The organism is Caldicellulosiruptor kronotskyensis 2002, assembly GCF_000166775.1.
GTDB classification, from domain to species: Bacteria; Bacillota; Thermoanaerobacteria; order Caldicellulosiruptorales; family Caldicellulosiruptoraceae; genus Caldicellulosiruptor; species Caldicellulosiruptor kronotskyensis.
The window spans coordinates 397,501-415,432 of the sequence record NC_014720.1 but is presented as its reverse complement, the minus strand read 5'-3'; the positions used below and the strand labels follow the sequence as shown (position 1 = coordinate 415,432).

Genomic DNA, 17,932 nt, shown 5'->3' with positions numbered 1-17,932 from the left:
AGGGGTGTTTTGTCATTTTTAACCTCTGCTACACCTTATTTCTCAAAGCTTTTTGTTTCTTTAAAAAAGCACCTTAAAAGTACAAGCTTTTTGAGAATGGTAAAAACGGGTCTTTACTGCCTTGACGCACATGTGTCTTTTTTGTTGGCAGTAAAGACCCATTTGTTTTTCTGACGGCAAATAATATTTTTATTTGGGAGGTAGAAAGCGTAAGATGATTTCGGTTGTTGGTTTTCCAAGAATAGGACAGAACAGAGAGCTAAAAAGATGGGTAGAAAACTATCTTGACAAAAAGATTTCAAAAGAGGAGCTCATCCAAAATTCAAAAAACTTGAAAAAGACTCACTGGCAACTTCAAAAAGAATATGGTGTTGACCTGATACCATCAAATGATTTTTCGTTCTATGACACTTTTTTAGACCATGCAATGCTTGTAGGTAGCATACCAGAGGAGTTTAAAAAAGTTTTTTCAGATGAGCTTGACCTATACTTTGCCCTTGCAAAGGGGTATCAAGACAAAAACATTGACCTTAAAGCTTTGCCAATGAAAAAGTGGTTCTTTACAAACTACCATTATCTTGTGCCTGAAATCACTGAAAACACTAAATTTGAACTTTCATCAACAAAGCCCTTTGATGAATTTGACGAAGCACTTTCAATAGGAATTAAGACAAAACCTGTGTTAGTTGGTGCTCTGACATTTTTAAAGCTTTCTAAAAAATCAAATGTGGATATATACGACAAATCTTTCTGGGAAAAGCTACTTGATGTGTATATTCAAATACTAAAAAGGTTTGAAGAGTTAGGGGCTGAGTTTGTTCAGATAGATGAGCCAATACTTGTCACTGACTTGAGTACAAAAGACATAGAGCTTTTTGAAAGTTTCTACCGCAGCCTTCTTTCTCACAAAGGAAAGCTAAAAGTACTTCTTCAGACTTATTTTGGAGACGTCAGAGACTGCTTTGAAAAGATAATTTCTCTTGACTTTGACGCAATCGGACTTGACTTTGTTGATGGAAAATTCAATTTAGAGCTCATTAAAAAATTTGGTTTCCCACATGAAAAGCTTCTGGTTGCTGGAGTTGTAAACGGCAGAAATGTGTTTAAAAACAACTACCAAAACACTCTTGAGCTGTTAAATATTCTCTCTTCTTTTGTTGTCAAGAAAAACATTGTACTTTCAACATCATGTTCTTTGCTCTTTGTGCCATACTCTTTAAAGTTTGAAACAAATCTTGACAGCAATAAAAAGAAGTTTTTAGCATTTGCTGAAGAGAAGTTAAAAGAACTGTCTGAGCTAAAGCTTTTATTTTCTCAAGAAAACTTTACTGCAAACAATATATATATTAAAAATGTTCAGCTTTTTGAAGAACTTGAGAAAAATAAGCTCTCAGATGTCAGCACAGCTGTAAATAATCTCAAAGAAGATGATTTTGAAAGAAAGCCTTGTTTTGAAGAGAGAATCAAGCTTCAAAAAGAGGTTTTGAATTTGCCACAGCTTCCGACAACAACAATTGGGTCATTCCCACAAACCCAAGATGTAAGGTCAGCGCGAAGCAAACTCAAAAAAGGTGAGATAACATTTGAAGAATATGAAAGCTTTATAAAATCCAAAATTGAAAGGGTAATAAAGCTTCAGGAAGAAATCGGACTTGATGTGCTTGTCCATGGCGAATATGAGAGAAATGACATGGTAGAGTTTTTCGGTGAAAATTTAGAAGGGTTTTTAATCACTCAAAACGGCTGGGTTCAATCATACGGTACAAGATGTGTAAAACCGCCAATTATATTCTCAGACATAAAGAGAAAAAGACCGATTACAGTTGAGTATATAAAATATGCACAGAGCTTAACAAAAAAACCTGTTAAGGGAATTTTGACAGGGCCTGTGACAATCCTCAACTGGTCGTTTGTGCGTGAAGACATACCATTAAAAAATGTTGCTTTTCAGCTTGCTCTTGCAATAAAAGAAGAGGTTCTCGAACTTGAAAAAGAAGGTGTAAAGATTATCCAGATTGACGAGGCAGCTCTGATTGAAAAGCTTCCGCTCAGGCGCTGCCAGCACAGTGAGTATCTGTCTTGGGCAATAAAGGCATTTAGGCTCTCGTGTTCAAAGGTAAAACCAGAAACGCAAATCCACACTCATATGTGTTACAGCAACTTTGATGAACTTTTAGACGAAATTGCAAAGATGGATGTCGATGTTATAACTTTTGAAGCCGCAAAGTCAGACTTTACACTTTTAGATAGCATAAAGAAAAGTAATTTAAAGTCTGAGGTAGGACCCGGTGTTTTTGACGTTCATTCACCAAGGATTGTATCAAAAGAAGAGATGAAAAAGCTTATTTTAAAGATGATAGAAAAGGTTGGCAAAGACAGACTTTGGATAAACCCTGACTGCGGTCTTAAGACCAGAAAGGAAGAAGAAGTTTTGCCAACATTACAAAATATGGTTTTAGCTGTGTGGGAAGTTAGGAACAACTTGTAACAAATCTTCCTCCTCAAATAAAACAAATGAAGGCTGGGAAAACGTTTTTTGCAAAAATCCCAGCCTTTTTTTATACTTTTCTGTACTTTTTTCTAAACTGGTTGGGCGTCATATTGCAAAATTTTGTAAAACACTGGATAAAATAGTCTGTGTCGTTGTACCCAACTGCCTGTGAAATTTCGTATATCTTCATATTTGTTGACATCAAAAGCCTTTTTGCCTCTTCAACGCGTATCTTTTGCAAATAAGAGTTGAAATACATCCCATAATGCTTTTTGAAAAGCTGACCCAAGTATACAGGATTTAGATAAAACTTTTGCGCAACAGATTTCAGCGTCAGGTTCTTGTTATAGTTTTCTTTTATATACTTTTCAAGCTCACTCATGATACCGTTAGATAGGCTTGTTTTCCACTGTCTGAACTTGTTCAGTATCCCTTCGCAAAACTTAAGCATACTTTTTTCTATATCCTCAACGTTTGAAAATTCCAGCCTCAAGCCTGAAAAGTACTCTATCTCATCTTCTAAATTTAGTCCCATTCTGCTAAAATAAGAACTTATAGATACCACCACAAAGCTCAAATACGTTTTCAAAAAGTCAAGCTTATACCTTCCTTTTTTAATATCCTCCAACATTTCTTTAATTATCTTTTGTAGGTTCTGGCTATTCTCTTCTTCGATAGCCAAAATGAGATTTTTGTCATATTCTTTCGAGTACAAAAGCTCTTTTGAACTGGGCAGACTGCTACTATAAAATGTAATTCCTGTTTGATTATAAAAAAGTGCAAAGTTTAAAGAGTATGCTGCCTCGTATATAGCATCAAAAAATTGAGCCCATTTTGTAATCCTTCTTGAAAAAGCAAATACAATCTCTGTCGCAAAGTCCACCATCTCTTTTATGCTCTGATACGCCTTTTTTATATCTTCTTCAGATGTTGTAACTACATAATACTTGCCATCAATCTCTGAAAATTCATACATAAGTCTTTCTTTTTTTAGTTGTTCAAAACAACCATTTATCCTTGACAATATATTTTCTATTCCCTCATCAAAATAAAGACTAAGCCAGCTCGACATTTCTATAAAATAGACTATTCCAACATAAACTCCATTTTCTATTTTGATATTGTTACTTTCTATCGTTTCTTTAAAGCTTCTCTCAAGTGCAAGTAGACTCTCGCCTTTCTTAATTAACTCCCTCTTTTTGAGTTTTGACTTTACTTTAATGAGCGTATCAACAAGCTCTTCTTCTTCAATAGGCTTTAATATGTAATTTACAACTCCATGCTGGATAGCTTTTTTTGCATACTCAAAATCTGCATACCCGCTGATGATTATTACCTCAGGCAGGTTTTTTATTTCCCTTTTAACCCTTTCAATAAGGTCAAGTCCACTTAATAGCGGAACCTTGATATCGCTGATGAGCACGTCAACCTGCATTTTTTTCAAAAACTCAAATGCCGAAATCCCATCTTCTGCTTCGCCAACTATCTCAAACCCAAGTTCTTTCCAGTCAATTAGGTTTTTTAGCCCTTCTCTCATAAATACCTCATCTTCAACTATCAACACTTTGTACAGCATATTCAAAGTCCCTCTTGTTAGGAATTTTTATCACAACTTTTAATCCCCCAAGCTGGCTTCTTAATATCTCAAAGCTAAAATCTTTGTTATAAAAAAGTTCAAGTCTTCTAAAAACATTTTTAAGTCCCACACTACTTACCTTGTCAGATGAAAGTCCTTTTACAGAACGCAAGAGTTCTGTTATCTTATCATCTTCTAAGCCTATTCCATTGTCCTCAACATGTATTGCTATCATATCACCTTCTTTTAAAACCTTGACCACAATCCTTCCTTCACCTTTGCTGTTTTCTACCCCATGAACACATGCGTTCTCAACAAGAGGTTGTATGGTCATCTTCGGTATCTTTGTTGACTTTACATCCTCCTCAACCTCAATCTCAAATTTCAGCTTTTCCCCAAACCTGTACTTTTGTATCTCAAGGTAGTCATAAATAGCTGAAATTTCCTCTTCAATTGTTATAAGGTCGTTTTCCCATCTTATACTTCGCTTTAAGAGCTTTGCAAGAAGTTTTATGGCATTGGCTGTTTCAAATTCTTTTTTGAGCATACTTCTCATGCGGATTGTTTCTAATGTGTTAAAAAGAAAGTGGGGATTTATCTGGCTTTGTAGCGCATTTATCTCTGCCTGTTTTTTCTCCAGTGCCAGTTCTTTTTGTCTAAGCTCATATTTTATTTCCTTTTCGAGAAGCTCTTTTATTTTTTGTGTCATGATATTGAACTCTTCTATAACCTGGCCTATCTCATCTTTGCCAGCTTCAATATTGATACTTTCAAACTGCTGTTTTCTTGCCTTTTTTATGTGTCTTGCTAAAACCGAAAGTCTACTTACCACCGAATTTACTATTAAAAAAAGTGCAAAAAACGCAAGCGTAAAACATAAAACCACAATTGCAAGATAATTTCTCTGATGTTCAAATAGCCTCTTTGATATTCCACTATTGTTGGTTGTCACAATGTATCTCCAGTTTTCAAAGTAAGGAAGCTCTGTTGATAGAAGCTTTTCAAACACAATTGTTTGATTTTTCTCTTCCTTCAAAAGTTCGCTGAGTCTTCCAACCTGATTGTAATACAAAAGGTCACTAAAATATACAGTCCCCTTTTTATCTGCTATAAATATGTGACCATCTTTAAACGTGCTTAAAATACTGTTAAGATAAACTCTGTTCAGGTCAATTCTTAAAAACTTTTTAATTGTGCTCTGCTGGTATTTGGGAACATATTGCTCATAAAAGTTGAGATTTAGCACAATAGAAACATACGGCTTTTCATTCTCAAGACCACTTAGCACATAGAGGTTTTTACCCTCTTTTTCTCCTTTTTGCAAAAACTTTTTATATTCATCTGTCAAAAACGCAAGCCCATCTGCATTCAGTATAGTAGGATTGTCACAGTATATTGTTATTTGCGAAATCTGCGGATAGAGTATTCTTGCGTTTTGAAGTATAGGTTTTATGTTCTTCTCGTATGCATCATAAAATTCTTCAACAGACATGTACCGGGTATTTACAGTTTCAATTATTCTCGGGTCCGAATATATGGTATATGCAAGATTGATTGCAAGCTCAATTGCTTTTTTAAAATTTGAAATTGTTATGCTTGAAGCATTTTCAAGCTGGCTGTGGAGCTTATCGTTTATATAAAAATCAATTTGCGAGATAAACTGGCTGCTCAAAACCAAAAGAGGTATAAAAACAAATATAAAAAATATGGAAAATATCTTTTTAAACAACGGAATATCGTTTACAATCTTGACACTTCGACGCATGAATCTTTTCATCTTTTTTAAGCTAAGAAGAATATTGATTTAATTATAACATATTCTTCTTTACTCTTTTATACTACCAATTGTAAGACCATGTATAAAGTATCTTTGTAGGAACGGATATACAAAAAGTATGGGCAGTGTTGCAACTATTGTCATAGTTGCACGGATAGCAGTTGGTGTTACAGTCCTGCCAGAAGATGTAAGTGATGCTGAAAAGTCGGGGTTTGTTGAAGCAGACTGAACAGACTGTAAAATCTTTTGAAGCTCAAACTGCAAAGTAGAAAGCTCTGGCTTGCCGGAGTTATACAGGAATGTATCAAACCATGCATTCCACTGACCAACCGCCACCCAAAGTGTCACAGTTGCCAAAACAGGAAGGCAAAGCGGCATTATTATCTGGAACAGTATCCTATATTCGCTTGCACCGTCAATCTTAGCTGACTCAATAAGACTTTGAGGAAGCCCGTCTATATAGCTTCTTATCACAATTATATTGAACGCGCTTACCATACCAGGCAAAATGTACACCCAAAACGTTCCAACAAGATGAAGATTTTTCATAAGAAGGTATGTGGGTATAAGACCGCCGCTAAAATACATTGTAAACACGATGACTCTTGAGATAAACTTTCTGAATATATAGTCCTTTCGACTAATTGCGTATGCAACCATCAAACATGAAAGAACGTTTGTAATGCTTCCTATAACAGCTCTCAAAACTGATATGAGCGTTGCATGGTATATGTCAGGATTGCTGAGAATGACTCTATAGTTGTTAAGTGTAAATTTTCTTGGCCACAGATATATTCCACCTCTTATGGTATCAAGCGCATCGTTAAGAGAAATAGCAAGTATATTCCAAAAAGGATATAAAGTAGCTATCATCACGATTATCATAACTGTGTATACCACAATGTCAATGACTAAATCCTCTGTTGTCCTATACTTTGCTGACGTTTGCACTTTCTAAAACACCTCTCAGTAAAGTTTTTTTAAAATACCCTTTCACCTTCACCAATCTTAGATGCTACTTTGTTTGCAGTTGTAACAAGAATAAGGCTTACAACAGAGTTGAAAATACCAGCTGCTGTTGCATATGACCATCTTCCACTTCCAATACCATATCTTAAGATGTATGTCTCAAGGATATCTGAATAGTCCAATGTTGATGGTCTTTGCAAAAGGTACATCTGTTCAAACCCAGCATTCAAAATCCATCCAACGTTCATGATAAGAAGAATCTTGACTGTGGGTAGAATACCTGGCAAGGTTATATACCATATTCTCTTTAGCCTGCCTGCACCGTCTATGCTTGCAGCTTCATAAAGCTGCGGATCAATGTTAGTCATTGCAGCCAAGTATATAATTGCATTCCAGCCCATCTCTTTCCAGACCTCAGTCGCAGGGGCTATAAACCAGAAATATTGGGGCTCACCAAGGAAGTTTATAGGCTCTTTTATAATGTGAAATTTTACAAGCAAGTCATTTATAATTCCATAATCAGGTGACAAAACTGTATATACAATATTTGCTGCAACAACCCATGAAACAAAGTGTGGAAGGTAGGAAATTGTCTGCACTGTTCTTTTAAATAGCATGTTTTTGATCTCATTTAGAAGTATTGCAAATGTAATGGATGACAAAAAATTGAATATTAGTTTCAAACAGCTTATGACCAGGGTATTTCTAAGCGCCTGGAAAAAATAAACGTCTGAAAATAGGTCTGCAAAGTTTTTAAATCCAACCCACTCTGAATTTTGAAAACCAAGATACGGTTTGTAGTCTTTGAAAGCAAGTAACCAACCCCACAGTGGAAAGTAGTTAAAAATTAGCACCATAATTAAAAAAGGAAATGTAAGAACAATTAGCTGGCGTTGGTTGTAGATTGTTGAAAAGATTCCTTTCTTAGATGACTGCATTTTTCTTTTCCTCCTTAAAAGCTTGTAGCGTCAACTAAACTAAATACTCACGGAACACCTTTAGAATTAGGTGTTCCGTGAGCTTTAAAATGTCAAACTTCAAAATACCAATTAGTTCCACTCTTTGAGTCTTCTCTGAATTTCTTTTTGTCTAAAGTCAATTACCTTTTTGATAGGAATGTTCTTCATCTTGTTGAGGTATTCATTCCAAATCTTATCGTACTCACCCGGTTTTGCCATTATAGCTTTTGTGACGTACCTTCTTTGCAAGTCATCAGCCTGGTTCTGGATTGCCTGCAGGTCGTCTGGGAGCTTGATATCCCAGCCATATCCGTACGGTGAGTTCCATGTTGGTGAGAACAAGTCTTTGAACGACTTAATCTTATAAGCTTTCAAAACTTCCTTTTCATATGGTTTGTACCTTTGTTCTAATGCCTGGTCTGAATAGTCCCAAGAAATCTTTCCACTCTTGTCTGAATATGTCCAGTCAAACGGTGGTCTTGGGAATGCAAACCAGATATTTCCGCCAATGCCCTGTTTCTTTCTGTAATCTGGGTTCATGTAGTTTTGAATCTGTTTTGCGTCCTTGTACATCTTACCATTCTTTACATAGTAGTCCTGGCCCTGAATACCCCAGTTGATGAGTTTCAAGATATCCTCGCCAGCCATTCTATCTAAGAACTTGAAGGCTGCAACCGGATCCTTGCACTTTTTTGTAATTGATATTCCAGCACCTGTTCCCATTGTAACCACGTTGTATCTATCTCTTTTTACACCTTTTTTGAGCACTGGCATTGCAATTGGAATTCTGTCATAAAGTCCTTGTTTTTCAAGAGAATCTATTGCAGATTGTATCTGCCATCTCTCATCATAAAAACCAATAACTCTGCCCGACGAAATCTTTGCTAAGTACTGATCATAGTTTTGTGAGAACATCTCTTTGTCAAGCAGACCTTCGTTCCACATCTGGTTGAGTATCTTGTAATATGTTTTTGCATATGGCATTGTATAACTGTCTTTTACAACACCTGTTTTTTCGTCAATAAGCCAGCCACCATCGTTCGGATAGCCTTCAAGTCTCAGCGGCTGTTGCATCAGTACATAAATTCTCCAGCTATCAGTCAGCGCTGTAAAACCAATTGTTGGCTTTCCATTGTATGTTGGATGTTTCTTGACAGCGTCTTTTACAATCTTGAAATATGTGTCAATATCTCTTACAACTGGCCATTTGTTCTCTTTGAGAACGTATATCGGTAGCCAGAAGCCAGCAAACGAATATAGCGGGTCAGATTCTTCTCTGAAAGGTGTGAGATAGTAAATGTGCCCATCCTTTGGATATTTGATTTTTTTAAGCGCTTTTGCATCATACCACTTTTTGATGTTCTTGCCGTACTTAGCAATGTAATTATCCAGCGGAACTAAAGCTCCTGCTTCAATAAACTTGTTTACAACATTGTGCGCATTGATTAAGTCTGGCAAGTCGCCACTTGCAAGCATGATACCTGCCTTTGTTTCCTCATCACTGCCGACAATAAATTCAAATTGAAGCCTTACACCTGTTATTTGTTCAACCTTTTTACCAATTGGTGTTTTCCACACATCAACCGGCTCTGCGTTAGAATCACCCCAATAAATCTTAAAAACTATTGGGTTTTTAGATGCTGCTACTGCCTTTGTTGGAGCACTGAAAAACCCCGGAACAATGATGGTCATCAAAAAGGCAATAGCAACCAATAAAGCAACTCTTCTTTTAAACATAATCAATCCTCCTTTCTAGAATGTAATTTTTGTATAGAAAAACTGCAAAACAACTACATGTTCATTATAAAATTTATGGTGCATATTTAACAACCCGAGAAACTTAATATTTTATACCGCAGATTTTAGATTTTACTTTACCAGTAAATAAACTAATTTCAAGTTTGAAAATATCACAAAATCAAAAAGACCAGCAGCTTTGTTCTGCTGCCGGCCTTTTTTTGTATGTTTTTATCATCAATATTAATATTTTTATTATTCCTGGCTTTCCCTCTTGAGAAGTTCAATTATATCCTGAACATAAGCAAATGCAAGGTTCACGACAGTATCAGCACCGCCATAGTATATTGCAAGCCTTCCTGTGCTAGCGTCGCACAGTGTTGCACATGGGAATGCTACGTTTGGAACATCGCCAACACATTCATAATACTCCTGTGGCGAAAGAAGATAAGATTTTGATCTTGCTTTCACAATCCATGGTTTTTCTAAGTCCAAAAGTGCTGCACCAAAGCTGTATACATAACCATTGCATGAAAGAAGTACACCGTGATAAATTAGCAGCCACCCTTCGCTTGTTTCAATTGGTGTAGGCCCTGCCCCTATTTTGAGCGACTGCCATGGAGTATAGCCTGCTGACATTACATGTCTGTGGCAACCCCAGTGAATCATATCAGGGCTTTCGCTGTAGAATATGTCGCCAAAAGCTGTGTGCCCCGTATCTGATGGGCGAGAAAGCATCGCGTATTTACCGTTTATTTTCCTCGGGAAAAGCACACCGTTTCTGTTGTATGGCAAAAATGCATTTTCAATCTGATAGAACTTTTCAAAGTCGAATGTATAGCCAACACCAATTGTTGGCCCGTGATAGCCATTACACCATGTGATATAGTATCTATCCTCTATGAAAGTTACTCTTGGATCGTACTTGTACTCACTTACAAGTGGGTCTCTTGTCTGCTGGATGAAGTTGATTGGTTCATCGTCAATCTCCCAGTTGTAACCATCCTTGCTAAACCCACGTCTGATGTTCATTCTTCTTGCCCTATCATCTACTCTAAAAACTCCTGCAAAAGCATCTTTGAAGGGAACAACTGCGCTGTTGAAGATACTATTTGCATCTTTTGCCTGATTTCTCTTGATAATTGGATTGTATTTAGACCTCCATACAATGTCCTTGCAGTCTTTTGGCCTTTCTTCCCATGGCATGTTTGGAAGTGATTGCCCAATAATTTTAATATCCATTAGCCCTTTCCTCCTCTATATTTTTTGAATTTATGTGAATTTAAAATCTTTTTAGATCATGTTAACAAAGCGTTATTTCAAAGCCTTGGCAGATTCTCTTATGATAACCTTGCCTTTTATGAGCATCTTACCATAATGCTTTTCCCCTTGCTTTATCTTTTCAACCATCATCTTGGCTGTTCTTCTGCCCATCTCTTCCAAATTCACACGGACGGTGGTAATTTTAGGCTCTGAGAGCACTGCGTGAAGACTGTCATCAAACCCCACCACTGACACATCGTCCGGCACCTTGTAGCCACTTGATTTAAGCTTTTCTATTGTAAGATAAGCAGTCTTGTCACAGTTACAGACAAATGCCGTTGGAAGGTTTTTGGGCAATACAATATCTATGAAATTGTTGTTGTCATCCCTGTCTTTTATTATCCAGTCTTTGTTGAGATCTATCTTGTTCTCCAAAAGCGCCTTGTAAAAGCCCAGGAACCTGTCCTGGATACTGCTTGTTGCGTAGATGTTCCCTACAAACCCAATTTTGGTGTGACCCTGCTCTATTAGCATGTTGGTTATCTCGTATGTTGCGTAAAAGTTGTCTGTGATGACACAGTCAACGTTGAACTTGTCACAGTAAAAGTCTAAAAATACTGTCGGATAGTCGTAACTTAAAATCTTTTGAATGTAGTCAAGATTCATCTGACCTAAAATAACAACACCGTCTACCTTCTGTTCCAAAAGCGCGTTGGGTACAGAAAGCTCATTTTCGTCTGACTGGCTTATAATGTTGAAGGTTGTTGTAAAGCCAAGCTTCTCTAAGCTGTTTGAAAGATGTTTGTAAAGGTCTATATAGAAATAGTCGTCTTTGCCATAATACTTTTCTGACGATATCACACCGATGGAATACGTTAGGTTTTCTCTTAGCATCCTTCCCTTTGCGTTGTAGATGTAACCCATCTCCTGAGCAGTCTTTATGATTTTCTCTTTCAGGGATGCACTAATATCAGGGCTATCTTTGAGGGCCTTTGACACTGTTACCTTTGAAACACCAAGCTTTTCGGCAATATCTTTCATGGTAACTCTCTTATCCATTGTATCCTTTTTCCCCTTCAAATAAGGCTTTACAAGCCTTTTCTTTTTTACTTTCTATTATACTTTATTTCTCTGTAACTTTACAGGGTCAAGCTCGAAACTTTTAGTCAACCCTTTTTATTATCTCCAAACACATTCTACCGTTGTGATATGGACACTTCCACGGTTCAACAATTGGCATATCCAAAGCTTTTAAATCCTCACTTACTTTCCATAGCCACTCAGAATTTTTTCTTTTGTCAACAAGATACTCTTTTATAAACTCCCATGTTTTGATGGTTGCATCTAAAAATTTTTCCTCTTTTGACTTTTGATATGCATTGAAAAATCCAACAACAGTCTCTGCCTCAACCCACCAGATTTTGCTCCTGTCAATTTTGTCCTCTACCTTTTCATTTATAAGGCTTTGTCCATCAAAGGCTTCTTTTAAAGTTACTTTGGCAACCTCTAATGTAAGCTTTTCAACTTCCTCTTTTAATTTTTCATCTTTCAAATATTTAGCAGCTTCATCCAAAAGCCAACTTGCATTTTTCAGGATATTGTAACATGCTGAGAAAAACCATAATATCCTCGAGTTCAAAATGCAACCTTTTTGAGCTTCCCTATTAATATTGAGATTAAAGCCCATGTATCCATAGTAGCCGCCAAATTCGTCGTCCTTTAAACTTTGCCAAAATGGTACAATCTTTTCTTCAAGATGTGCTTTTAAATCTTCCTTAAACCTTGTAATATCCATTTTTCACCAGCTCACTTAAAAGTTTAGTAATTGGGTTACTTAATCGTTCACTTTATATTTCTATATTAATTGTTTTTTTATATTCTGTCAATTGTTTTTTAAAAAAGGGCTCATCCAAAGCTGTAGCTGGATAAGCCCTTGAAAACTTTTATTTATTATTTATATTTTGAAAGTCCTACTTGAAAAGAAAGGTCAAAACTGCTTTGAGAAGTTCCTGGAAGTTATTATCTAAAAGCCCATCTTCTCTGTGAGCAGGAGTTAATGCAACCACTTTACCCTTGCCAAAATTGTGCCACCATCCTGCAATTGAACTGCCGTCTTCTGATTCAGAGTAAAGATAGATGTTAATATTTTCTTTGTCGCAAAAAACAAAATAGTGTTCATCTATAATTTCAAAATCAAATTTTTTGCCATCAAGAGTAGCTTCATGTAAAGAATGATATCTCACAAGCTTGTGCTTATCTGGATGAAACTTAAAATATCCTTTTACAAGTTTGAAAAACTCTCCTTCTTCAGGGTATGAGGCAAGCCCTGAGTGCCATACAAAAAGCCTTCCACCGCCTTCAACATACTCTTTTATTCTCTTTTCTACCTTCTCTGTCATCCAGCACTTTACAATTTCGTCTTGTGGATTTACCCTGTTTTCTGCAGAGATTACAATTGCATCTGGATTTTGAGAAAGAAACTCCTCAAAGTTTTCAATTGATGCATCTATTATCTCGCAGTTATCTAAAGCAGTACTTGTGGCTTGCTGTAAGGCTTTGAGCAGGTTGTCATGACTGTGGTAAAAATCTCCAAGTAAGGCTAAGATTTTTTTCATAATTATTTCTCCCCACTTCCCTCAATAAATATTTTAAAAGTTTTCTAAAAGTTCCAAGATAAATTTGAGCTTATTGGTACTTTCCATGTAAGCATACCTTCCACCTGTGTAATCCCCTTTTTGAAGAACCTCAATTCCTTCTTTTTTAAAATTTTCAATCTTCTCATCCATGTTCTTTACAAATACACCAATATGGTGAATACCCTCGCCATGATTTTCTAAAAACTCTCTCCATGTAGAAGGATTTTCGTCTGGTTCAATTAACTCAATCTCTACGTTTTTGAAATTTCTGAAAAATGCAAGTTTTGCTCTGGCATTTGTAGGTTTTCCTCTGTACTCTGTGTGTGTTTTCTCATACTCTTCGGTTTCGATAATCTGTGGAACCTCAACTCCAAAAAACTGTGCAAAGTCTTTTGCTGTCTTTTCAATGTCTTTAACAATTATTCCTATCTGGACAACAACATCTGTTCCCAAAATCTCATTTGCCACCTTTTATGCCTCCTTTGAAATTGTTTACATGACAATATTGTATCTCACTTTGTTAAGTTATGGATATACAAATTTCTGCTTTGTTTTTGCACATTTTTGATAAAACAACGCTTTATATTTTGTAGATTTAAAGAGTTAACAGTTGATTGAAATAGCTTTTTAAAAGAGGTAAAATAATTTTATAGGCAGACTATGTAAGTTTAAATAAAACATAGAAAGGTCAAAATTTTTAATATAAAACACAAAAAGGAAAGTAGGAATGAAAAATGGAGATAGCAAGTGTAGCAAAAAAAATTATTCAAAATATATCAAAAGTAATTGTTGGAAAGGAAGCTCAAATTGAGCTTGTAATAACATCTCTCTTTGCCGGTGGGCATGTTCTTTTAGAGGATGTCCCGGGCACAGGAAAAACAATGCTGTCAAAGGCTCTTGCAAAATCTATAAATTGTAGTTTCAAAAGAATTCAGTTCACGCCAGACCTTCTGCCATCAGATCTGACAGGTATATACTACTTCAACATGAAAACACAAGAGTTTGAGTTCAGACCAGGTCCAATTTTTACTAATATACTTTTGGCTGATGAAATAAACAGGGCAACGCCAAGAACACAGTCAAGTCTTCTTGAATGCATGGAAGAAAGACAGGTGACAATTGACGGTATCACACATAAGTTAGAAGACCCATTTTTTGTTATTGCTACTCAAAACCCTATTGAAATTCAGGGAACATATCCTCTCCCTGAGGCGCAGCTTGACAGGTTTTTGATAAAGCTCAGTTTAGGATACACAAACAAAGAAGAGACTATAAAGATGCTCACAAGGTTCAGAGAAAAAAATCCTCTCGATAGTATAGAACCTGTGGTAGCAAAGGATGAGGTAATAAAGATTCAGGAAAAGATAAAAGAGGTGTATGTAAACGAAGATATTCTATCTTATATATACGAAATTTGTCAAAGCACAAGAGAACACGAAATGGTTCAGCTTCCTGCAAGCAACAGAAGCTTCATTGCTCTTATGCGTGCATCTCAAAGCCTCGCTGCTGTCCGAGGCTACGATTTTGTTCTTCCTGATTTTGTCAAGTACTTAGCTCCTTTTGTCCTCAGCCATAGGATTCTTCTCAAGAATCAATATATAATCAAAAATGCAAAATCGTCAGATGTGATAAACGAGATACTTGAAAAGGTACCAGTGCCAAGTGAAAATTTTGCTTTTTAAAACAATCGAAAAATTAAGACAAGAGAGACCATCTAAAAATAAAAAATCCGGCAGCCACCTACTTTCCCGTGCCGTCTCCAGCACAGTATCATCGGCGTTGCGAGGCTTAACTTCCGTGTTCGGAATGGGAACGGGTGTTTCCCTCGCTCTTTCGCCACCGGATTTGTCAGCTTATTCATTTTCTTCAGCAGCTTTCTAAGCAGCCTCGCAAGTGAATAGGGAGAAAGCTCCTCTTTCGGTCAAGCTCCTCGGGCCATTAGTACCGCCTTGCTCAACGCCTCACAGCGCTTACACATGCGGCCTATCTACCTGGTAGTCTTCCAGGACCCTTACCACCTTTGAGGTGTGGGGTATCTCATCTTGGGGTGGGCTTCACGCTTAGATGCTTTCAGCGTTTATCCCTTCCGGACTTGGCTTCCCAGCCGTGCCCCTGGCGGGACAACTGGTAAACCAGCGGTCCGTCCAACCCGGTCCTCTCGTACTAGGGTCAGCTCCCCTCAAATACCCTGCGCCCGCGGCGGATAAGGACCGAACTGTCTCACGACGTTCTGAACCCAGCTCACGTACCGCTTTAATGGGCGAACAGCCCAACCCTTGGGACCTACTTCAGCCCCAGGATGCGATGAGCCGACATCGAGGTGCCAAACCTCCCCGTCGATGTGGACTCTCGGGGGAGATCAGCCTGTTATCCCCGGGGTAACTTTTATCCGTTGAGCGACGGCTCTCCCACTTGAATACCGCCGGATCACTAAGCCCGACTTTCGTCCCTGCTCGAGATGTCTCTCTCACAGTCAAGCCACCTTACCGCCTTTGCACTCCTACCGCACGATTTCCATCCGTGCTGAGGTGACCTTTGGGCGCCTCCGTTACCTTTTAGGAGGCGACCGCCCCAGTCAAACTGCCCACCTGACAGTGTCCCATCACTCGGTTCAGAGTGTCTGGTTAGTGCCCCAGTGCACCCAGAGTGGTATCCCACCGTCGGCTCCATGGATGCTGGCGCACCCACTTCTCCGCCTCCCACCTATCCTGTACAGGGCACACCAAAACACAGTGCCAGGCTGCAGTAAAGCTCCACGGGGTCTTTCTGTCCAACCGCGGGTAACCAGCGTCTTCACTGGTACCACAATTTCGCCGGGCACACCGCCAAGACAGCGCCCAAGTCGTTACGCCATTCGTGCGGGTCGGAACTTACCCGACAAGGAATTTCGCTACCTTAGGACCGTTATAGTTACGGCCGCCGTTCACTGGGGCTTCGGTTCGGAGCTTCGCCCTCTTCAGGCTAACCCCTCCCCTTAACCTTCCAGCACCGGGCAGGCGTCAGCCCCTATACCTCGCCTTTCGGCTTGGCAGAGACCTGTGTTTTTGATAAACAGTCGCTTGGGCCTATTCCCTGCGACCCTGAGCTCTTCACCCAGGGCACCCCTTCTCCCGAAGTTACGGGGTCAGTTTGCCGAGTTCCTTAGCGGTGCTTCACCCGTCCGTCTGTGGATCCTCTCCTCGCCCACCTGTGTCGGTTTCCAGTACGGGCACCTGCCTTCGCCTACGCGACGCTTTTCTTGGCAGTGTGAAGCTCGGCACTTCGCCTACTATTACTTCGGCTCCCCATCACGGCTCACGGTTGCCGAGTGAGCGGATTTGCCTACCCACTCCCGCTCGCCGCTTGGCCGGGGTCTACCAACTCCCCGGTTGCCTGCTCCTCCTGCGTCCCGCCTCGTAGGTTAACCTCCGGCAGGTGGCTCAGGATTATCAACCTGATACCCATCAGCTACGCCTTTCGGCCTCGCCTTAGGCCCCGGCTAACTCTGGGCGGATTCGCCTTCCCCAGAAAACCTTGGGCTTCCGACGGGCAGGCTTCCCACCTGCCTCGCGCTACTTATTCCGGCATTCTCACTTCTGCCTCGTCCACCCTGGCTTTCGCCTTGGGCTTCGCCCTAACGCAGAACGCTCCCCTACCGCTATAGCCACACCTTCCCGTGGCTATAACCCGATGCTTCGGTGTGTGGCTTTAGCCCCGAGTATTTTCGGCGCCCAGCCGCTCGACCAGTGAGCTGTTACGCACTCTTTAAAGGAATGGCTGCTTCTAAGCCAACCTCCTGGTTGTCTTCGCGGCTGAACATCCTTTGCACACTTAGCCACACCTTCGGGACCTTAGCAGTCGGTCTGGGCTGTTCCCCTCTCGACCACGGACCTTATCGCTCGTGGTCTGACTCCCAAGCTTAAAACCGCCAGCATTCGGAGTTTGATAGGGTTCGGTAACGTTTTTGCGCCCCTAGCCCAATCAGTGCTCTACCTCCAGCGGCTACAAGCTTGAGGCTAGCCCTAAAGCTATTTCGGGGAGAACCAGCTATCTCCGGGTTCGATTGGAATTTCTCCACTACCCTCAGCTCATCCGACGCCTTTTCAACGACGACCGGTTCGGGCCTCCATGTGGTCTCACCCACACTTCACCCTGGCCAAGGGTAGATCACCCGGTTTCGGGTCTACTTACGCATACTAATCGCCCTCTTCAGACTCGGTTTCCCTGCGGCTCCAGCGCTCTCTCGCGCCTTAGCCTCGCATGCGTAAGTAACTCGCCGGACCGTTCTTCAATAAGTACGACGTCAGGGACTTCTCGCCCCCTCCGTCTGCTTGTAGGCACAGGGTTTCAGGCTCTATTTCACTCCCCTCCCGGGGTTCTTTTCACCTTTCCCTCACGGTACTTGTGCACTATCGGTCACCGGTAGTATTTAGCCTTGGAGGGTGGTCCCCCCTGCTTCACACCAGCTTCCACGGCACTGGTGCTACTCAGGATCAGAAGCACCACTCTACCGCACTTTTCGCCTACGGGGCTGTCACCCTCTAC

At 39.6% G+C, this 17,932-nt stretch carries 12 protein-coding genes and 2 rRNA genes (1 of these 14 cut by a window edge); 2 read left to right on the top strand and 12 right to left on the bottom strand.

The window, feature by feature from the left end; genetic code table 11:
- Positions 1 to 214 precede the first annotated feature (214 nt).
- A complete protein-coding gene (gene metE / locus CALKRO_RS01530; protein WP_013429370.1) occupies positions 215 to 2,488 on the top strand; it encodes a 5-methyltetrahydropteroyltriglutamate--homocysteine S-methyltransferase in 2,274 nt (757 codons plus the stop codon).
- A gap of 70 nt (positions 2,489 to 2,558) precedes the next feature.
- Here metE and CALKRO_RS01525 read toward each other — a convergent pair whose 3' ends face one another.
- From CALKRO_RS01525 to CALKRO_RS01480, 10 genes are all read right to left on the bottom strand, one after another.
- Positions 2,559 to 4,067 (bottom strand): response regulator transcription factor, encoded by a 1,509-nt coding sequence (locus CALKRO_RS01525; protein ID WP_013429369.1) that lies wholly within the window; start codon positions 4,065 to 4,067, stop codon positions 2,559 to 2,561.
- On the bottom strand, positions 4,042 to 5,832 hold the full coding sequence (locus CALKRO_RS01520; RefSeq protein ID WP_041741489.1) for a sensor histidine kinase: 1,791 nt from the start codon (positions 5,830 to 5,832) through the stop codon (positions 4,042 to 4,044). The genes CALKRO_RS01525 and CALKRO_RS01520 overlap by 26 nt, the downstream gene beginning before the upstream one ends.
- Positions 5,833 to 5,892: 60 nt before the next feature.
- Positions 5,893 to 6,795, bottom strand: a complete 903-nt coding sequence (locus CALKRO_RS01515) for a carbohydrate ABC transporter permease (protein ID WP_013429367.1) — start codon at positions 6,793 to 6,795, stop codon at positions 5,893 to 5,895.
- A gap of 29 nt (positions 6,796 to 6,824) precedes the next feature.
- The gene (locus CALKRO_RS01510; protein ID WP_013429366.1) at positions 6,825 to 7,751 is read right to left on the bottom strand and encodes an ABC transporter permease; all 927 of its coding nucleotides are present in this window, start codon (positions 7,749 to 7,751) and stop codon (positions 6,825 to 6,827) included.
- Positions 7,752 to 7,862: 111 nt separating this feature from the next.
- Positions 7,863 to 9,509: an ABC transporter substrate-binding protein gene (locus CALKRO_RS01505; RefSeq protein WP_013429365.1), complete on the bottom strand. Its 1,647-nt coding sequence runs from the start codon at positions 9,507 to 9,509 to the stop codon at positions 7,863 to 7,865.
- A gap of 255 nt (positions 9,510 to 9,764) precedes the next feature.
- Positions 9,765 to 10,751, bottom strand: a complete 987-nt coding sequence (locus CALKRO_RS01500) for a glycoside hydrolase family 130 protein (RefSeq protein WP_013429364.1) — start codon at positions 10,749 to 10,751, stop codon at positions 9,765 to 9,767.
- Positions 10,752 to 10,823: 72 nt separating this feature from the next.
- The gene (locus tag CALKRO_RS01495) at positions 10,824 to 11,831 is read right to left on the bottom strand and encodes a substrate-binding domain-containing protein (RefSeq protein WP_013429363.1); all 1,008 of its coding nucleotides are present in this window, start codon (positions 11,829 to 11,831) and stop codon (positions 10,824 to 10,826) included.
- Positions 11,832 to 11,934: 103 nt separating this feature from the next.
- The gene (locus CALKRO_RS01490) at positions 11,935 to 12,567 is read right to left on the bottom strand and encodes an AGE family epimerase/isomerase (RefSeq protein ID WP_013429362.1); all 633 of its coding nucleotides are present in this window, start codon (positions 12,565 to 12,567) and stop codon (positions 11,935 to 11,937) included.
- Between the two features lie 175 nt (positions 12,568 to 12,742).
- Entirely contained in the window at positions 12,743 to 13,387 is a 645-nt protein-coding gene (locus CALKRO_RS01485; RefSeq protein WP_013429361.1) for a ThuA domain-containing protein, read from the bottom strand.
- Positions 13,388 to 13,420: 33 nt separating this feature from the next.
- Positions 13,421 to 13,876: a VOC family protein gene (locus tag CALKRO_RS01480; protein WP_013429360.1), complete on the bottom strand. Its 456-nt coding sequence runs from the start codon at positions 13,874 to 13,876 to the stop codon at positions 13,421 to 13,423.
- 266 nt (positions 13,877 to 14,142) lie between these two features.
- Here CALKRO_RS01480 and CALKRO_RS01475 point away from each other — a divergent pair, with 266 nt between their 5' ends.
- A complete protein-coding gene (locus tag CALKRO_RS01475; protein WP_013429359.1) occupies positions 14,143 to 15,090 on the top strand; it encodes an AAA family ATPase in 948 nt (315 codons plus the stop codon).
- Between the two features lie 45 nt (positions 15,091 to 15,135).
- On the opposite strand, the gene rrf is transcribed toward CALKRO_RS01475, so the two are convergent.
- A 5S ribosomal RNA gene (rrf, locus tag CALKRO_RS01470) occupies positions 15,136 to 15,252 on the bottom strand.
- 73 nt (positions 15,253 to 15,325) lie between these two features.
- Positions 15,326 to 17,932 (bottom strand): 23S ribosomal RNA (locus CALKRO_RS01465); it runs 365 nt beyond the window's last position.

Bases quoted from the DNA above. Each gene is read 5' to 3' on its own strand.
- CALKRO_RS01500 (WP_013429364.1), bottom strand. From the start codon at position 10,751: ATGGATATTAAAATTATTGGGCAATCACTTCCAAACATGCCATGGGAA.
- CALKRO_RS01475 (WP_013429359.1), top strand. From the start codon at position 14,143: ATGGAGATAGCAAGTGTAGCAAAAAAAATTATTCAAAATATATCAAAA.
- CALKRO_RS01505 (WP_013429365.1), bottom strand. From the start codon at position 9,509: ATGTTTAAAAGAAGAGTTGCTTTATTGGTTGCTATTGCCTTTTTGATG.
- CALKRO_RS01495 (WP_013429363.1), bottom strand. From the start codon at position 11,831: ATGGATAAGAGAGTTACCATGAAAGATATTGCCGAAAAGCTTGGTGTT.
- CALKRO_RS01510 (WP_013429366.1), bottom strand. From the start codon at position 7,751: ATGCAGTCATCTAAGAAAGGAATCTTTTCAACAATCTACAACCAACGC.
- CALKRO_RS01485 (WP_013429361.1), bottom strand. From the start codon at position 13,387: ATGAAAAAAATCTTAGCCTTACTTGGAGATTTTTACCACAGTCATGAC.
- CALKRO_RS01490 (WP_013429362.1), bottom strand. From the start codon at position 12,567: ATGGATATTACAAGGTTTAAGGAAGATTTAAAAGCACATCTTGAAGAA.
- metE (WP_013429370.1), top strand. From the start codon at position 215: ATGATTTCGGTTGTTGGTTTTCCAAGAATAGGACAGAACAGAGAGCTA.
- CALKRO_RS01525 (WP_013429369.1), bottom strand. From the start codon at position 4,067: ATGCTGTACAAAGTGTTGATAGTTGAAGATGAGGTATTTATGAGAGAA.
- CALKRO_RS01520 (WP_041741489.1), bottom strand. From the start codon at position 5,832: ATGCGTCGAAGTGTCAAGATTGTAAACGATATTCCGTTGTTTAAAAAG.